Consider the following 18336-nt stretch of genomic DNA (forward strand, 5'->3'; position numbering starts at 1 on the left):
CGCTATTATTTAGTTATTATGTATAATTTAATTATGTGATGACAAGCATATTATATCCTGAAAAAAGTCAAAATGATCAAGAATTGCCGCTAAGACCGTCATATTTGCAAGAATTTGTTGGACAGCAACAGATTAAGGAAAACCTTTCTGTATTTATTAGGGCAGCTAAATCACGTGGCGAGCATCTTGATCATACTTTATTTTACGGTCCGCCTGGGCTAGGTAAGACTACGCTTGCTAAGATTATTTCTAATGAGATAGGTGGTAATTTCAAATCTACTTCCGGTCCTGCCATACTTAAAGCAGCAGATTTAGCCGCTATTCTCACCAACCTTGAAAAAAATGATGTATTATTTATTGATGAGATTCACCGTTTAAATACTTCGGTTGAAGAGGTTTTATATCCGGCTATGGAAGATTTTGAGCTTGATATAATTATCGGAGAAGGTCCTGCTGCAAGATCGGTAAAAATAAACCTGCCGCAATTCACGCTTATAGGTGCTACTACCCGTCTTGGTTTGCTTAGTAACCCCTTGCGTGATAGGTTTGGTATTCCTATGCGTTTGAATTTCTATAATACCGAAGAGCTGAAAAAGGTTTTAAACAGAGCAAGTAAATTGCTTGATATTGATTTGATTGATTCAGGTTCAGAAGAAATAGCAAGAAGAAGTAGAGGAACGCCAAGAATTGCCTTAAGGTTGCTACGTCGTATAAGAGATTTTGCAGCGGTTAACAATCAGTTAGAAATAGATAAAGAAATAGCTAATTTTGGTTTAAACCGCTTGGAGGTTGATATTATTGGGCTTGATAGCAATGATTATCGTTATCTCAAATTTATAGCAGATAATTATAATGGCGGACCTGTCGGGATTGAGACAATTGCCGCCGCTCTTTCCGAGCAGCGTGATGCACTTGAGGAAACCATAGAGCCTTATCTAATACAGATAGGTTTACTACAAAGAACACCACGGGGCAGGGTGATAACAGCTGCTGCTTTTGAGCATTTAAAAATTCCACTGCCAACTAGTCCTACTCACCAATTTAATATTTTTAACGACAATGAATAATAATTTAGATAATGACTACCAAGCTTTTTATATAATTAAAAGGTTGATAAAAAATCATATTAAACCTTATGCAACTAAGATATATGTAGCAATATTTTGTATGGCTGTCGCAGCAATTTGTACGGCAATTATAGTACATGCGGTTAGACCTATTATTGATAAGATTTTTTTAACGCATGATAGAAGAATGCTTGTTATAATGCCGATAATGCTTATCGTAACTTTCTTTGTCAAAGGAATTTCGGAATATTATCAGAATTATCTAATAAAATTTGTCGGGCAGAGAGTATTAAATGATTTGCAGATAAAAATGTATGAGCATTTGTTATTTGCCGATATTTCTTTTATTCAAAAGCAATCTTCAGGGCGTCTTATATCCCGCTTTACTAACGATATTTCTTTAATGCGTGGTGCTGTTTCTAATTTACTCGTCGGATGTGCTAAACATTTTCTAACTGTAGTATGTTTAATAATAACGATGTTTAATTTAGAACCGCTATTATCTTGTGTGGTTTTCCTTGTTTTTCCGCTTGCTGTTTATCCGATACAAAAGATGGGTAGAAGGATAAGAAGAATATTTGCACGATCACAAGAAGAGCTCGGGCATTATACTTCTAAGCTTGATGAAGCCTTTCAGTCAATTAAAATTATTAAATCTTTTGTCGGTGAAAAAATAGAAAGTAAAAGAGCAGCATTAATTATTAATAATATTTTAGAATATTACAAAAAAACATCTAAATTAGATGCGTTAGTTTCACCGATTATGGAGGGGTTAAGCGGTCTTGCAGTTAGCGGTATGGTATGGTATGGAGGTAGTTTGGTACTTGATGGGAAGACTACACCAGGGGCATTATTTGCTTTTTTAGCTTCTTTTGCTGCAGCTTATAGACCATTTAAAAGTTTAGTATCGTTGAATATTAACCTACAAGAGGGTATTGCAGCAGCTAAAAGGGTATTTAGTATTTTGGAGACCGAACCTTTAATTAAAGATCATAGTAATTCTAAGGAAATCGATTTATCTGACGCACAAATTACTTTTGAAAAATTAGCTTTAAGTTTTGAAAGTAAGGTAGCTATAAAACATATAGATTTAAAGTTAAAACCTAATAAAATGATTGCGTTTGTTGGGCGTTCTGGTAGTGGTAAAACTTCACTCAGCAATTTGTTAGCACGTTTTTATGATCCAACAGAAGGAAGAATTTTAATTAATACTCATGATATTAAAGATATTAAGCTTACTTCTCTACGCAGCCAAATTGCTTTAGTTACACAAGATACGCATTTATTTGATACTAGCGTTGCCGAGAATATAGCATATAGTCAACCTAATGCTACACAGGAAGAAATAATTAAGGCAGCACAATATGCTGATGCACATGAGTTTATCATGCAGCTACCAAATGGTTATGATACACAAATAGGCGTGCAAGGGACAACTCTTTCAGGGGGTCAGCGTCAACGTTTATCGATTGCCAGAGCTTTCTTAAAAGATGCACCTATTCTAATTTGGGATGAAGCAACAAGCAGCTTAGATCAATCTTCTGAGCAGAAAATTCTAGAATCTCTCAAGAAATTACACAAAGGAAAAACTACTTTAATTATTACCCATCGCTTAAGTAGTATTACTGACCTTGATAATATAATTGTGATGAAAAACGGTGCGGTTTGTGAACAAGGAAACCATAAGCAGCTGCTTGATAATAAGGGTGAATATTATGCTTTATATAATAAAGAGCTGAGGGAAACACTTGACTAAAAGAAAATGATGCTCCTCGCAGCAGAGCTACGAGGTATCTAAAAAAGTTTTAGTTGTTTCTTATGATATCACGAAGCAGAGCTTCGGGGAATTAAACCCTGAGAGATTAATGGTAGAAATGATTTATTAATCCACTGCTCGCTAATTTTACAAAAATCATCGACAAAACAAAATAATGCAGTAATATCTTTCTTCATGGGGATACTCTTGTTTTTTTGCTAAAAATTATATAGAGTATCTTCTATCCCTTGTAAATACTTACTTCCAAACCTAGATTAATCCAGAATTCAGGTTAGAAGTAATACTTTTTATGATTTGAGTTATTTTTGTTGGGCTATACATTGGCATTGACTGTAATAAAAAGAGTCTTTTGCAATGATTGTGTAAATTTTTGTTGAGCCTATATTAGAAGTAATTAAAAATATAGGTAACAGAAATGCAAATAGAGAAGAATAAAAAAATAAATGAAGCAATAGATTTGCTGATAGAAGGCGGAGTAGATTTAAAAACAGTACTAAGTCAGAATGGATTAATTAAGGAATTAACCAAGGGTATTTTAGAGCGAGCACTGCATGCTGAGATGTCAGAACATTTAGGTTATAGCAAGTATGATAGAGCTGAAACTGAGAATGCGAGGCATGGTAGTTTTAGTAAGAATCTGATTAGTGAGAATGGTACTATAGAGATAAATGTTCCAAGAGACAGACAAGGTAAATTTGAACCTATAATAGTCTCAAAGAAACAAACAAGAATAGATGGCTTAGACCAAAAGATAATATCCTTATATGCGAAGGGTATGAGTGTGTCTGATATTAAAACACAATTGCAAGAATTATATGGAGCTGAGATCAGTGAGAGCCTAATCAGCAGGATTACAGATGAAGTAATAGATGAGGTCAAGATTTGGCAGAGTAGACCTCTTGAATCAGTATACCCTATAGTATATTTTGACTGTTTAGTAGTGAAAGTAAGACAAGATAAACTTATTATTAATAAATCAGTATATGTAGCTTTAGGAATAGATTTATCTGGCAGAAAGGATATTTTAGGCTTATGGATAAGTGAGAATGAAGGAGCTAAATTTTGGCTTGGTAATTTTACTGAAATGAAGAATCGAGGAGTAAAAGATATCTTAATTGCTTGTAGTGATAATCTAACTGGTATGTCTGATGCTATTGCATCAGTATATCCGAAAACTGAACATCAAATTTGTATTGTCCATCAGATCAGGAATAGCCTCAAATATGTATCATATAAAGATAGAAAGCAATTAGCAGCGGATTTGAAACTAATCTATACTTCTGCTACTGAAAAAGAAGCAGAATTAGCTCTTGAGTCATTTGATCAAAAATGGAGTAAGCAATATCCGCATATAGCTAGGAAAGTTCTATAATTAATTAAGCCAGATATAATCAATTTTTAATCTCTCAGGGTTTAATTCCCCGAAGCTCTGCTTCGTGATATCATAAGAACTGAAGTTTTGACAAAAAGATAACCAAACTTATAAAGTATGATATAAATACGCTCAAATACAAAATGGTTTTTAGTGTGTATGATTATGCAAGAAATGTTGCAAGAAATAAAAAATTTTCCCCTATAATCAAGATGTGGTTTTAGAATTAATACTATCACTAGTAACTAATGATAGCGTTAAAGCAAGATCTGTTGTTGAATTAACAACTAATAAATATTTTCAGCGTAGTTGGTCAAGTGTATACAGAGCTATAGAGAATTTTTACTGTGCTCGTGATGAATCATTAAATATAAGAGATGAGCAACGTTTTAAGACTCGAGAAGATATAGAAAAATACTTAATAAGTAAACTGATTAATGAGGGTAAAAACTTACTGCAAATAGATACTACAGTGAGTAGCAAGAAAGATTCCAAGAAAGCAATTGATCGTACATATATTAGACAGAATGCTAATAACCGACCAGTTGCGGGTTATGAATATAGTGTAGTTTGCATCGGTGCTCAGCCTAAATGGTCTGTACCAATATCTATAAATAGAGTAAAATCAGATGAGAATAAGTATAGCAAAGGTAGCAAACAAATAATGAAAATTGTTAAGCAAATACCACAAAAGGCTCTAAATATAACAGTAGGTGATGCAGGTTATAGCGCTCTATCTTTCATTCACCCGCTGCACAATGAAGCAAATACGGTAACAATAACCCGCCAAAGAATTAATCGCAGTATTTACAAAATATATATAGAGGAGCAAAAAACAAGAGGTCGTAAAAGATCTTATGGAGCTAAGATTTCTTGTAGTAGTTCTGATAATTTACTGATTCCAGATACAGAAGAAACTGTAGTAAAGGCTACAAAAAATGGTGACATATCAATTAGTATTTCACTATTTAAGAATTATCTAATCAAGGGCAAGAAACAGCATATCATGTCTGATAAACCGCTGAATTTTATTCAGGTTAAGGTGTTAGATGCATCAGGAAATGGGAAATATAACAGAGATTTATGGTTATGTGTTTCTGGCCAACAAAAAGATAAAATCAGTGGTAAAGAAGTATATGAATACTATAGACAAAGGTTTGATATTGAGCATTTTTTTAAATTTGGTAAGTCAAAATTATTGATGGATAAATTTCAAACGAATGATCCAAATAAAGATGAGGATTATATGTTATTCGTAATGCTAGCGTACAACATATTGTATCATGCACAATCTTCAGTTAAGGCAAGAAAAGTAAGGGCATGGGATAAAAAAATCAATAGCAATATGTTGTCTCCAAGTGAAGTTTATAGATCTATGCCACAAATTGCCCTTGAAGAAATATTAGAAAAGTCTATATCCAGAGGGATACCAGATCATAGAAATATTAGAAATAATCATCAGGTCAAACCATTTGCACCAGTAATACGCAAAAGTAATAAACACGGTAAGTTGGAAATTACAATAAAATCAAGTTTTGATGGAAGTAACCAAATTACCAAAACCTCATTTAATAAAAAGCTAGAATTACCAAATAATATTAGTAAGTATAAACCAGCAATATTAGACAAAATTGCTACAGTTTTTGACACATTATGTACCCAAATAGAATAAATAAATTTTGTTATTACTAAAAAAGTATAAAAAAATTGGAATACATTTCTCCTTATGGAAAGGATTTTGTCAAAACTTCAGTAAGAAACAACTAAAACTTTTTTAGATACCTCGTAGCTCTGCTGCGAGGAGCATCATTTAAATATAGATATATCATGGCTCATTTAACGATAGATGAAAGATTTAAAATATACGAAATGAATAAGAGTGGTTATAGCTCGCGATATATAGGGACAAAGATTGGCCGTGATAAAAGCACTATATGTTATAAACTCAAGAGAATGAGGCATAATTATAGACCAGATAGGGCTAACACACTTGCTTGCAGTTTAAGGCAAGGTAAGAGAAAAAGAAAATTAGATATTGATAATAATTTACGAGCAGAAATAATAAAGCAGTTAACACAGGGTATTTCACCAGATATAATTTCAGGTAGACGTAAACTATCACGAGATACTGTCAATATTTCTACAGAGAGTATATACCAGTTTATTTATACATCTCCTATAGCACAAAGGCAAAAATTATATTTATCTTTAGCAAGAAAAAGGAAAAATAGGTTGCATCATGGTACAAGAATCAGAAACAAAAGAATTACAATACCAAATCGAGTTTCCATTACTGAAAGACCAGAGATAAATAGAAAGATAGCAGCAATAGGTCATTTAGAAGGTGATTTAACTTTTAACAAAGGTAATCAAAGTCGTAATATAGGCGCTCTTGTGGATATCAGAACACAAAAAGTGTTTCTCACTTTAAACCGTTCAAAAAGAACACAAGATGTGATTGGTAACATGAATAAAAAACTTAAACAATTGTCGCATATAATCAAAAGCATAACGTTAGATAATGGCAAAGAATTTACCAATCATGAACAACTATTGCCAAAATCTGAACGAAAAGTATATTTTTGCAATCCTTATTCTCCATGGCAAAAACCATTGATAGAGAAGATTAACTCAATGGTGCACAGAGTATACTCTAAATCTTTAGATATAAAAAAATTAACAATAAAGCAATTACAAGAAATTGAGGATTTTTTAAATAATTTACCAAGAAAAGTGCTCGGTTATAAAACACCCAATGAGGTATGGGAAGAAAATATAAATCTGGCTTAATTAATACTGGAATTTACCAGGCATGCCAAAATTTAGTAGCAATATCTTCATGGATTAAGTTATACATATGCAAAATGATCAAAAGTTGCAGAAATTAATAAGATTATTATTCTCAAGATGTCGTCCTATTGTATCAATTGATGATAGAACTTTAGGTCGAATAATTGATTATTTAATTTATAATAAAAATGATCATTCTTATTCATTAGAAATTGCTGAAATCATTTTAACTATTAATCCTTATCAAGATGCTTTAATTGCATCATTACTCAGTTCATTTATTGATCCGATAAAAGAAGAGTTATATGATCTAAAGTTAGACATAATTAGAGATGATTTTGGTATCAAAGTTGCTAATATAATACAGGGTATTATTCAATTATCAAAAATTCATTACATCCCTTCTCACAAAGTACAGCAAAAGAATTTTATGGACTGCTTATTTGCACTTCCAGAAAATATTATGACACATACACTGTGCATTAAATTAAGCTACTTATTGCATAAAATTAGTATATTTAACTTAAATCAATCACATACAGAAAACACTATAGTTATTTTAGAGATAATAGAATTTTATCTCCCATGTGTTCAGAAAGCTTGCTTAGGAGCAATCCAAAATGAATTACAGGATATTTGTTTGCAGTTTCTAAAACCAGATGAGTACCAATATATTACAGAATATATACACACAATTTATGGGAACAGTAACAAATTGATATGTGATGTCTCTAATTTATTAAGTAACATTTTGCATGCATCAAATATTCATGCAGAAATCATTGGTAGAGTCAAAAATCCTTATTCTGTCTGGCTAAAAATGCTAGATCACAATGTAAATTTAGCACAATTATATGATATCCTAGGAATTAGGATTATAGTTAACGATATTGAAGAATGTTATAAAGCTCTTGATTGCGTACATAAACAATATCAGATTAGGAGAGGACATGTAAAAGATTATATCAATATACCAAAACCTAATGGTTATCAATCCTTACATACCATCGTGATGGACTCATCTAAACGAAATATAGAGATACAGATACGCACTCACGCAATGCACATAACAGCATTATGTGGACATGCTGCACATTGGCAGTATAAAAATCAAAATCCCATAATAACAAGAGTTATCAATAACATATATACTGCTTTGTATAATCCAAGAGTAGTAAATATACCTTTGATATTTCAAGATTTGGTAAGTCAAATTGCGAAATTCAACTTTACTCGCTTACTATTGCCTACTGTTCAGGACGACCACTCATTTGACTTTCTACCTTTGAAATCGCTGTGGTATATATTAAAAATTCAAGACAACAACATTAATATTCAAATATTGACCCATTCTGCAGGTATTACAGAATTACAAGTTCTAACTCGTGCTGGTAAACCATTTAAGTTTTTTACACAACACGATAATAATAATCTTGATCATATTCAAACAATGGAATTGAATATAAACTTCACAAAACCAGAATCAATAACCATCAATCAACCCAATAAAGCAATAAGTGATATTACGACATGCTCATCCCATGAAAATCAGCCATTCAATAATACACCGTACATAAAGAGACAAAAAGTAATAATCCATACAGGTACTGATGCAAATTATAACACTGGTACAAAACAAGAAGTGTATAATCTTCGAGAATTTCCTGAGAAAATCGATATCACTCAGGATAAATACAAACACTTACTTGAGTACGAAGGCACTAGAAATATTCTGCAAAGATATAGTGAAATCTATACAGAGACTTATACAGACTATAAATTTAATGCATCAACTGGAGACCCTGACATGAGAGCATGGGACATATTAGAGGACGAGATGCAACGGGAATACTCAGCAGATATCGCAAGAAATATCAAAAAGTTTGACGAATTCTTAAGCACGGATCAAAACTCTATCACATCTATCAAGTTATCAAATATTGATATTAACTACACAGATATAAAAAAGATTGTACTAAAATTACAACACAACACAACTATTAATCACATTGATTTGGCATATACTAATATCGCCCCGGCAAGCATGCGATTGATTATACAGCATATCATATGCAACAATAATATGATTAAACATCTTAATTTATCTGGTAATTATATACGTCCCGGCGAATTATTAAACTTATTAGCTGCATTAAAAAAGAATCAATCTCTAACACATCTTGATTTATCGCGGTGCGGTTTGGACGATGAAGGAGCAGCAGAGTTATCAGAATTTATTCAAGATCATACTAGCCTTACTTCTATTAATATTGACGGCAATATTATTATTTCTTATGGCTTAGAGGAATTAACAATTGCTATAGAATCAAATCGATTAATAAGGTCAATAGTAATAGACTTAAGTTCTCATAAGATAGAACCAGGGATAAGATACCGTATTAACAATGCAATACAACATAATATGCTTTGTTATGATAAAGTAAAAGAAGTGATGCATAATATTTCGTCCTTATGTGAAGATGATTCGAAGTATGATTCGCTTGATGCTGCAAAACTGCTTAATTTTTATCAGTGTCATGCCAAAGATAATTTAGTACAGTCAGTGTTAAAAGAGATGATGTCAGCAAATGACATATCGTGCTTTGACAAGAAGGTGGTTAATTATATTAATGTAAATTATTTTAACCTAACACAAGTAAGTACTCTGAACCATAAAGCAAAATTACATACTTTATATCACAGTATTGAGGCTTTACCTCCAGAGATGATAATGAATATAACAAATAATATGCAATTATCTGATGTAATGGGAGTATGTGATTTAGATAATTGGATCCGTGTGTATGAAATGTAAAAGAGTCTTCACAATTAAGTGTGTAAATTTTTCCAAAGGACTAGATTCTTTCTTTAAATTTTATTGTCCCAAATTTGGGAGAAAAACCCCGCACTTGCAGTGCGTCGTTTTAACATATAGAATGAAGAGATGCAGTATTACAAGAAGCTAAGCCACACAGTTTACGATTGCACTTATCATATAGTATGGGTGACTAAATATCGCTATAATATATTGGTAGGAGAGTCAAGGACCTAATCCAAGAGATATGTAAGAATAATGGTGTAGAGATATTAAGAGGGAAGATAGCTTCAAATCACGTACATATCTATGTATCTGTGCCACCTTATCAACGCCAATTTAGGATAAGAGAAGTTGTTCTGGAGCTAAAGCATCAAGTTTTATACGAGATTTAGTGATAGCATAAGAAGTAACACAAGCTAGAATATGCACCAAGAAATTAACAGGAGATCTATGCCTTGTATGCTCTAGGTTCATTCGATTTTTTAGTCCGTCCGCCAAAACTCTAAAAAATATCACTTGTGTCACTAATTTCCAAAAATAGTGCGATTTTAGAGCAAATTACTCTAATTTTGAGGGCTAATTTTAAATTTTTCTATGAAAAAACACACTATTTCTCAAAATGTACTCAATGTTCTCATTGCCATTTTTTCGTATTTCTATAAGCTTTTCATATAAAACCTTTCATTTTCTTATGGATTTTACTATGCATTTTTGCCTTAAAACCCTATTGCCTATAAGGCTTTTAGAGTTTTGGCGGAGAGACTAACTATAAAATCGGAGGATAATAATGTAACACTTTAGACAGTCCGTCCGCCAAAACTCTACAAGCCTTATAGATAATATGGTTTTAAGACAAGAAGTAATACAACAATCCGTAAGAAAATGATAAAATATGGTCATAAACCTTATGGATTTCAGTCAATGCCAATAGACAACATTATCAAATCGCAAGAACAAGGGAAACTGTTTTGTTATAAATTAAAAGAAGAATTAAACCCAAATAATAAGCTATATAAATTAAGAGAATTAATAAATTGGTCTAGGCTCGAAGAGTGGTTATCAAAAAATGTTTGTATTAAGAAATTTGGTAGAAATAGAAAATGTCATAGAGTGATGCTTGGCATAACGATGCTACAAGCAATGTATAATTTTTCAGATTCATTATCAGAGGAAGAGCTAAAAGAGAATATGTATTGGCAGTATTTCTGCGGGTGGGAATATATAGAAAAAGACATAGCTATCTCGGAAACTAGTATACGACGGTTTCGTAGTGTATTAGGTGAAGCTGGATATAATGAGATATTATCGGAGTTGATCAGGGTTGGGATAAAAACTAACACAATTAAAAAAAAAGATTTGGAATTAATCATCGCTGATACGACTGTACAAATTAAGAATATCAAACACCCACACGATGTTTATTTAATGGATAAAGCTAGGCTTAGCATAGTAAAGCTTTGCAACAGTTTGGGTATACATTTGAATGAAACATACGCTAGAACCTATAAACGCGATATAGTAAAGCTATGGAAATATAAAGAACATAGTAAAGCCAAGAAGCGTTGGAAAATAATGAAGCATTTAAAAATATTACTGGGTCGTTTGATTAGAGTATGTGAGCGTGAGATCAAAAATAAGCAATTAAACTTGTCTCTCAAAAATCAAGAAGTATTGCAAAAAATAAAACAAATACATAACCAATCTGTTTTAAAAAGAGAAGCTAAAAAGCAATATAAAGAAGATAACAAAGTATTATATAGTTTTCATGCCCCTGAAGTAGAGTGTATAGGAAAGGGAAAACGCAACAAGCCATATGAGTTTGGCAATAAAGTAGCGGTAGTAGTAAGTGGTCGTAGAAATTTTGTTTTATCCGCAAAATCGTTTCATAATAATCCTTATGATGGTCATACATTGCATCAGAGCTTTGAAGCAGTAGAGAGTGTCACTGGAATCAAGATAAAGAAATCATTTGTTGATCTTGGGTATAGTGGTAGCAATGTAAAGGAGAAGAGTAAGGTATATACCCCAAAAACGCGGAAGAAGTTGTTACAAGAGGACAAGTCTATGATCAAGAGACGCAGTGCCATAGAACCAATAATAGGTCACTTAAAGCAATATGGTCGGATGGGTAGAAACTTCTTGAAAGGTATGATAGGAGATATTATCAATCCAATAATCTCTGCTATTGGTTTGAATTTACGATGCATTGCAAATCATTTACAAATCGTGTCTAACTCCACATAAATCAAAAATATCATCATGCAAAAACTAGATGAACGATAAAAAATCGTTAACAATAGCTCCATATCAAAATTAGACCAACACAGAAATGTATCAGTAAAAATTAACATAACTTATTAATTTTTATTGAAAATCTTAGCAATTTGTTGTCAAAACTCTATCCCATTACAAATGATCAGGATTTGAAGTGTTTTTGGCGGATAGACTAGTTAATTTTTTGCCTTTAGCTGTAGCGATTCTATAACTTTCAGTATTGAGTTCAAGAATTGAAGCATGGTGAACCAATCTGTCAATAACTGCTGACGTAGTCATTTCATCTTTAAAAATAGTATTCCATTTTGCAAAAACTAAATTGCTAGTAAATGATGCTCCTCGCAGCAGAGCTACGAGGTATCTAAAAAAGTTTTAGTTGTTTCTTATGATATCACGAAGCAGAGCTTCGGGGAATTAAACCCTGAGAGATTAACACGTACTGATAATATTGTAGGTGCATTCCATTTCCTGATTGGTAACTCTTTTAAATGAACTAATGCTTCAGCTAATTTTTCTTTTCTACAGCTATTTCGCTTTTCTTTAATTTGTGTAAGGAATAATTCATAAGCTTTTAAATCAACAAAATTACGTGATCCACGTAATAGCAGATGTTGATTCACTGCTTGCTTAAATGTATCATGACTTTTTTCAACAGAACCATTTTCATGACTGACGCCTGGATTATTTCGCGATGGTGCAACATTGTAATAACCAAGCAATTCTTGCCATCTTTCTGTAAATTGTCACTATTACCACATTGCTTGGTAGCTGCACTTAAATTATCTGTACGATGCTCTGGTAAAACTCCACCTAACTCCCATACAGCTTTTTCAAACCCTGATGCTAATGTATCAAAACTTTCACTATGGCATATGCTAAAAGTTTCCCAACATGAATAAGGCAACATAAAATGAAATAGTAAGTGAGGATATGGTTGCCCACCAATACAAATACCCAATTGATTCATATTGGTCCAATCAGACTGACTCTGTTTGCCAGGAAGAATATTTTGTAAAAAGATTACTGTCTTATCCTTACCATGTGCAGCTCTCCATTGTTTCAACCTTTTCTGCAAACAGCGTAATTGCTTCCCATTATAATTCCCATGATACTTTGCTGTCAAATATGCTAATATGGTAGTTGCTTGCAACTCCGGTGCTGATTCTAGCATTGATTCTATTTCATCCCAGTGCTTCACAAATGGATCCTTACGTGTCCTATATTTACGTATTGTGCGTAATTCGCTTGGATACTTATTAATTTAAAAATTTTTTGTCAAAACTTCAGTTTCAAGAATTCAATTTCTAAAATTTTGTAAACTTATATATTTTTGCTAGGTTTTGTGTGTTTTTGATAAGGGTTTTTATTATTTTAATAGAAACTAGAATTTATAATGTTTGAGCTTTTAAAGCTTAAAAAAAGAAAAAGTACCCATAAGAGCAAATCTTATGAGTACTTTATCTTTAGAACTTAAATGTTAACAATTACGAAGTAACGCTGGTGGTACCACAATTAGCATTACCACTACTACCTGATACCACAGATACTATGTCTGGAGCTTTAAATAATATTATAATTGCCGCAACTATAACTAAAGCTACTTCCCATTGTAGTTTTCCTCTAAGTGTTTGAATACCTAGCACGATTATACCAACAACGGCAATACCTCTTGCTGTATTACCTCTAAATATTAAAATTACATTACATAATGCCGCACCTACTGGATCACCAACGCTATCTTTAGCTAAACTATCCATGGACATTGTTATAATAGCTAAACCAAGTACCATAAATAATAGACGTAGCGACATGTTGTAATCAATTAATTCTTCATTTAATTTACGCAAATTCATATTTTTTACCTCAATTATGATTAGTTATTTTAAAGATTAATGTATATTCTATTTACATATAAATCAACCTATAAATATATGTAATTTAAATTAATATACCAAAATATTGCAAAAATACTTGTTTTAAGTAACATTATAATCACATATTATGGTCTATAGTCTATGACTAACTACCAAATATATACACAAAAGTAAATAAAAATAACCATACTACATCAACAAAATGCCAGTACCATGCTGCAAATTCAAATCCTAAATGCCCATTATTTTTAATAGCAAAGTCACCTCTTCTCGCCCTGAAATAGCATACTATTAAAAATATAGTACCTATAATTACATGTGCACCATGAAAGCCAGTTGCTAAATAAAAATTAGACGGATATATACCATCAGTAAATTTAAAAGCAGCATGGTAATATTCATATGCTTGCATACAAGTGAAGAATATTCCAAGAATTATAGTAAGACCAAGAGCCGTTACACAATCTTTTTGATTACGTTCTTCTAAGGCATAATGAGCCCAAGTAACAGTAGTACCAGATAAAAGCAATATTAAAGTATTAATAAACGGAATATCAAATGGATCAAAAACTTTAATGTTAGGTGGCGGCCATACGCCTTGTTTTATTACCCATACACCATCTAAAAGACCAACAGGCGATAAACTTGATTTAAAGAAAGATGCAAAAAATACTCCAAAAAACATTATTTCAGTTAAAATAAATAAAGCCATCCCAACTCTTAGACCATGTCTAACAGACTCGGTATGACTATGATCTATTATTCCCTCTTTTATTACATCTCTCCACCAGGAATATAAGCAATAAGCCACTGCAATAACTCCAAAAGCTAATATGTAATGGTTAAATTTATAACTATGCATAAATGAAACGCCACCAACAACTAAAATAAGCAAAGCGAATGAAGTTAAGATAGGCCAAGGGCTTGGATCAACTATATGAAATAAATGAGATTTGGTATTAGTATGAGAGTTATTCATTTTTATTTTTTTATTTCTGATTACACATGTAAATATAAATTATTATTTATTTAAAAGCAAATTTTACTAAAAAATATCACCCAAAAAATATAAAAAATAGTACTTAAATGATGCTCCTCGCAGCAGAGCTACGAGGTATCTAAAAAAGTTTTAGTTGTTTCTTATGATATCACGAAGCAGAGCTTCGGGGAATTAAACCCTGAGAGATTAAAAAAAGTGGCGAGTGTATCAATCTATAATTTGTATTATATATCAAATAATTTACTTTAAATTGTAGAAATATCGCTTTTAAGCTGATAAAAGCACTAAATATTTAACTTTCAATATAAATTTTTACTTTAGTCAGAAAAATTAGAATTTTTGTCAAAACTTCAGTAGCTAAGAACTGGAGTCAAAAAGTATCTGCAAGTACTATATCAAGATTGCTTAATAACGCTAATTTAGGATAAGGGATAGATAGAAAGCTTATAGATAAAGGGTTTAAAGGAGATTAATGTTGAGTTATGATAGATTTTTTTAATAAAAGATCAGTAACTCAACATGAAAAGATGTATCATAACTGTATATTATTTAGTAGATAATTTTTGTAAAATATATGAAGAATGGATAGAACACCGTCTATTATCAACAAATCAGCAAAGGCATAGAATAGGAAAATTAAGTCTTGCAGAATTGATGACAATAGTCATATATTTTTATCTATCGCCTTGCAAGGACTTTAAAAACTATTATTTATACTACGATAGTGGACTAATGGTATGGACCTCCTGATATAGAGAATGAAAAGCAGTTGCTAATCTTCTAGGGTTAATATTTAACATAATGATGCTCCTCGCAGCAGAGCTACGAGGTATCTAAAAAAGTTTTAGTTGTTTCTTATGATATCACGAAGCAGAGCTTCGGGGAATTAAACCCTGAGAGATTAAAACAACAATTAAGGAGGTCCATATGGAGGTTACTACAATTGGTATAGATATTGCAAAAAGAATTTTTCAAATTCATGGTGTAGATAAAAATGGCAAGACAGTATTAAAGAAAAAATTGATGAGAGATCAGGTTTTGACATTTATGGCTAATTTACCACAATGTTTAGTAGGGATGGAAGCTTGTGGTGGTTCTAGTTATTGGGCAAGAGAAATAACTAAATTAGGGCATGAAGTAAAACTAATGGCACCGCAATTTGTCAAACCATATGTTAAAACTAATAAAAATGATCAAGCAGATGCTGAAGCGATATGTGAAGCCGTGACAAGACCTAATATGAGATTTGTTGCAATTAAAACTATAGAGCAACAAGAAATTTTATCAATACATAGGGTAAGAGAGAGATTGGTAAAAAATCGTACAGCACTTGCTAATGAAATTAGGGGGCTACTACATGAGTTTGGTTTTATTGTTCCTCAAGGCATTAATAAGGTTATCACAAAATTAATTGAGATTTTAGATGCAGGGAAATTAAGCCAGTTAAGTTATCAAACATTTAGTGAACTAAAAGAAGAATTCTTAGATAATAACAGAAAAATAAAAGAGATAGAAAAACGATTAACAATGATAGCAAGTAACCTAACTCAATATCAACGATTAAGAGCTATACCTGGTCTTGGTTTAATTACTGCTACTGCTTTAATAGCATCAATAGGTAATGCTACAAGTTTTGAGAATGGCAGGCAATTATCGGCATGGCTAGGATTAGTGCCAAGACAACATTCAAGTGGTGGGAAGGATAAGCTGCTGGGAATTAGCAAGCGAGGTGATGTATACTTACGCACTTTATTAATTCAAGGGGCTAGAGCTGTACTAAATGCCAAGATAAGATTTACATCGGAAGAACAGAAATCTAAAAAAGATTTTAGCCAATTTACGAAATGGATGTTTAATTTATCTGAGCGAAGTAGCCATAATAAAACGACAGTTGCCATAGCTAATAAGTTGGCAAGAGTGGTGTTTGCTGTACTAAGATCAGGAGATGATTATGTAGAGAGTAAAGTTTGTAGCTAAAGAGTGTGTAGCATAGCACTTATAAGTAAAATAAATGGTGATTTATATAATGAATAGGTAAAAGCAAAACAATATGTAAGAGATTCCAACCCGAAATATGCTTGAGATAATTAATATTGATGGTAAATAAGACAAACCTTAGCTTACAAAAAAACTGCGTTTTTCAGTGGCTCTTTTAGAAGCCGATGGACTGATAAGTATATAGTTTGTAAGCCAGCGAATTCCATCAGGGCTGTAGAATAAATTAGGTTGATTTATCAGCTATAAGCCGGATACATGACTGCATTTGTTTGTTTTTATTATTGATGTTATTTTTTTCTTGCATTCTACAGGAGGTCCATACATGAAAAATCAAGACAAAAAAATGAGTAGTATGTTTTCCTAATTTTTCGATTCTCAGGCAGCAATTTGCTGATAATTTTGCATATAATTCAGATATACATTCATAGGCTTTTTATAACCAATACTTGAATGAAATCTGTGATAATTATATTTATTCAGATAATGATCAATCCCCTCTTTTAACTCTTTAACATTGTTAAAATCATTAATAAAGATACAATTATATTTTAAAGTTCTAAAAAACCTTTCTATTACTATATTATCAATACTTCTACCTTTGCCATTCATTGAAATTTGGATATCATGCTCCTTGAGAATATTTATGTGGTCATAACTGGTATATTGGCTACCTTGATCACTATTAAATATCTGTGGAGCGTTATACTTACTGAGAGCTTGTTTCAAGACATCAGTTACAAGAGATGCATCCATAGAATTTGACAGTTTATAGCTCAATATGGCCTTGCTATGCCAATCTATAATAGCTGCCATATACATAAAGCCACCATTAGTGACTAACGAATATTAGAATTACCCTCAACGAACATTAAAATTACCTATAAAAAAGAAGTAACTATGGACAGTAAAATCGAATAAAAATTTATTTTTAAATATTTAAATATTATTCGAGAATTACTGATGACATGTACAAATAACCAAGTAGGTATTTTAATGCAAAAGATCAAAAAATATAATCAGATAATTTCTGCTGCAAAAGCAGGTATGAGTGTAAAAACGGCACGTAAGTATTTACGTATTAATAAGTATCCAAGCGAATTACGCACAATACGTAAATATAGGACACGTAAGGATCCATTTGTGAAGCACTGGGATGAAATAGAATCAATGCTAGAATCAGCACCGGAGTTGCAAGCAACTACCATATTAGCATATTTGACAGAAAAGTATCATGGGAGTTATAATGGGAAGCAATTACGCTGTTGGAAAGTTCTATAATTAATTAAGCCAGATATAATCCATTTTTAATCTCTCAGGGTTTAATTCCCCGAAGCTCTGCTTCGTGATATCATAAGAAACAACTAAA

The 18336-nt window shown here is 32.0% G+C and carries 12 protein-coding genes and 6 pseudogenes; 11 read left to right on the forward strand and 7 right to left on the reverse strand.

Translation table 11 applies throughout. The features are described 5' to 3' along the window. The first annotated feature begins 38 nt into the window (after positions 1-38). Both ruvB and AAHI98_RS07030 read left to right on the forward strand, forming a co-directional pair. Entirely contained in the window at positions 39-1067 is a 1029-nt protein-coding gene (gene ruvB / locus AAHI98_RS07025; RefSeq protein ID WP_342225473.1) for a Holliday junction branch migration DNA helicase RuvB, read from the forward strand. After that, entirely contained in the window at positions 1060-2823 is a 1764-nt protein-coding gene (locus AAHI98_RS07030; RefSeq protein ID WP_342225474.1) for an ABC transporter ATP-binding protein, read from the forward strand. The genes ruvB and AAHI98_RS07030 overlap by 8 nt, the downstream gene beginning before the upstream one ends. Before the next feature lie 98 nt (positions 2824-2921). Here AAHI98_RS07030 and AAHI98_RS18585 read toward each other — a convergent pair. Next, positions 2922-3020 (reverse strand): annotated as a pseudogene (locus AAHI98_RS18585) (IS982 family transposase); the annotation flags it as partial. A 239-nt stretch (positions 3021-3259) separates the two neighbouring features. Here AAHI98_RS18585 and AAHI98_RS07035 point away from each other — a divergent pair. The 5 genes and pseudogenes from AAHI98_RS07035 to tnpA form a co-directional block, all read left to right on the forward strand. After that, positions 3260-4204 (forward strand): annotated as a pseudogene (locus AAHI98_RS07035) (IS256 family transposase); the annotation flags it as partial. 226 nt (positions 4205-4430) lie between these two features. Then, positions 4431-5888 (forward strand): transposase, encoded by a 1458-nt coding sequence (locus AAHI98_RS07040; protein ID WP_342225276.1) that lies wholly within the window; start codon positions 4431-4433, stop codon positions 5886-5888. Positions 5889-6043: 155 nt separating this feature from the next. Then, complete coding sequence (locus AAHI98_RS07045) at positions 6044-7006, forward strand: IS30 family transposase (protein ID WP_342225476.1); 963 nt, start codon at positions 6044-6046, stop codon at positions 7004-7006. A 67-nt stretch (positions 7007-7073) separates the two neighbouring features. After that, positions 7074-9821: a hypothetical protein gene (locus AAHI98_RS07050; RefSeq protein WP_342225477.1), complete on the forward strand. Its 2748-nt coding sequence runs from the start codon at positions 7074-7076 to the stop codon at positions 9819-9821. 129 nt (positions 9822-9950) lie between these two features. Continuing rightward, positions 9951-10150: pseudogene (gene tnpA, locus AAHI98_RS07055) on the forward strand (IS200/IS605 family transposase); the annotation flags it as partial. 10 nt (positions 10151-10160) lie between these two features. Here the strand turns inward: tnpA and AAHI98_RS07060 are convergent. Then, positions 10161-10316, reverse strand: a pseudogene (locus AAHI98_RS07060) (IS982 family transposase); the annotation flags it as partial. A gap of 390 nt (positions 10317-10706) precedes the next feature. On the opposite strand from AAHI98_RS07060, the gene AAHI98_RS07065 reads away from it, so the two are divergent. Next, positions 10707-12068: an IS5 family transposase gene (locus AAHI98_RS07065; RefSeq protein ID WP_342224851.1), complete on the forward strand. Its 1362-nt coding sequence runs from the start codon at positions 10707-10709 to the stop codon at positions 12066-12068. A 162-nt stretch (positions 12069-12230) separates the two neighbouring features. Here AAHI98_RS07065 and AAHI98_RS07070 read toward each other — a convergent pair whose 3' ends face one another. From AAHI98_RS07070 to AAHI98_RS07085, 4 genes are all read right to left on the reverse strand, one after another. After that, the gene (locus AAHI98_RS07070) at positions 12231-12446 is read right to left on the reverse strand and encodes an ATP-binding protein (RefSeq protein ID WP_342225534.1); all 216 of its coding nucleotides are present in this window, start codon (positions 12444-12446) and stop codon (positions 12231-12233) included. Between the two features lie 268 nt (positions 12447-12714). Further along, complete coding sequence (locus AAHI98_RS07075) at positions 12715-13269, reverse strand: hypothetical protein (protein WP_342225478.1); 555 nt, start codon at positions 13267-13269, stop codon at positions 12715-12717. A 313-nt stretch (positions 13270-13582) separates the two neighbouring features. Further along, entirely contained in the window at positions 13583-13951 is a 369-nt protein-coding gene (locus tag AAHI98_RS07080) for a TrbC/VirB2 family type IV secretion system protein (RefSeq protein ID WP_342225479.1), read from the reverse strand. Positions 13952-14117: 166 nt separating this feature from the next. Continuing rightward, positions 14118-14951 (reverse strand): cytochrome c oxidase subunit 3, encoded by an 834-nt coding sequence (locus tag AAHI98_RS07085; protein ID WP_342225480.1) that lies wholly within the window; start codon positions 14949-14951, stop codon positions 14118-14120. A 540-nt stretch (positions 14952-15491) separates the two neighbouring features. Here AAHI98_RS07085 and AAHI98_RS07090 point away from each other — a divergent pair. Together AAHI98_RS07090 and AAHI98_RS07095 are read left to right on the forward strand one after the other, a co-directional pair. Further along, positions 15492-15692: pseudogene (locus tag AAHI98_RS07090) on the forward strand (IS982 family transposase); the annotation flags it as partial. Positions 15693-15899: 207 nt separating this feature from the next. Beyond that, the gene (locus tag AAHI98_RS07095; protein WP_342224642.1) at positions 15900-16949 is read left to right on the forward strand and encodes an IS110 family RNA-guided transposase; all 1050 of its coding nucleotides are present in this window, start codon (positions 15900-15902) and stop codon (positions 16947-16949) included. A 396-nt stretch (positions 16950-17345) separates the two neighbouring features. Here the strand turns inward: AAHI98_RS07095 and AAHI98_RS07100 are convergent. After that, positions 17346-17798: pseudogene (locus AAHI98_RS07100) on the reverse strand (transposase); the annotation flags it as partial. Positions 17799-17930: 132 nt separating this feature from the next. Between AAHI98_RS07100 and AAHI98_RS07105 the strand changes: the two are divergent. Continuing rightward, entirely contained in the window at positions 17931-18248 is a 318-nt protein-coding gene (locus AAHI98_RS07105; protein ID WP_342225481.1) for a hypothetical protein, read from the forward strand. Positions 18249-18336 lie beyond the last annotated feature (88 nt).

The organism is Rickettsia endosymbiont of Urophora cardui (assembly GCF_964030725.1).
Taxonomy (GTDB): Bacteria; Pseudomonadota; Alphaproteobacteria; order Rickettsiales; family Rickettsiaceae; genus Rickettsia.

Coding starts and splice junctions, on each gene's coding strand:
- ruvB (WP_342225473.1), top strand. CDS start 39: ATGACAAGCATATTATATCCTGAAAAAAGTCAAAATGATCAAGAATTG.
- AAHI98_RS07075 (WP_342225478.1), bottom strand. CDS start 13,269: ATGCTAGAATCAGCACCGGAGTTGCAAGCAACTACCATATTAGCATAT.
- AAHI98_RS07095 (WP_342224642.1), top strand. CDS start 15,900: ATGGAGGTTACTACAATTGGTATAGATATTGCAAAAAGAATTTTTCAA.
- AAHI98_RS07065 (WP_342224851.1), top strand. CDS start 10,707: ATGATAAAATATGGTCATAAACCTTATGGATTTCAGTCAATGCCAATA.
- AAHI98_RS07045 (WP_342225476.1), top strand. CDS start 6,044: ATGGCTCATTTAACGATAGATGAAAGATTTAAAATATACGAAATGAAT.
- AAHI98_RS07050 (WP_342225477.1), top strand. CDS start 7,074: ATGCAAAATGATCAAAAGTTGCAGAAATTAATAAGATTATTATTCTCA.
- AAHI98_RS07080 (WP_342225479.1), bottom strand. CDS start 13,951: ATGAATTTGCGTAAATTAAATGAAGAATTAATTGATTACAACATGTCG.
- AAHI98_RS07105 (WP_342225481.1), top strand. CDS start 17,931: ATGACATGTACAAATAACCAAGTAGGTATTTTAATGCAAAAGATCAAA.
- AAHI98_RS07085 (WP_342225480.1), bottom strand. CDS start 14,951: ATGAATAACTCTCATACTAATACCAAATCTCATTTATTTCATATAGTT.
- AAHI98_RS07030 (WP_342225474.1), top strand. CDS start 1,060: ATGAATAATAATTTAGATAATGACTACCAAGCTTTTTATATAATTAAA.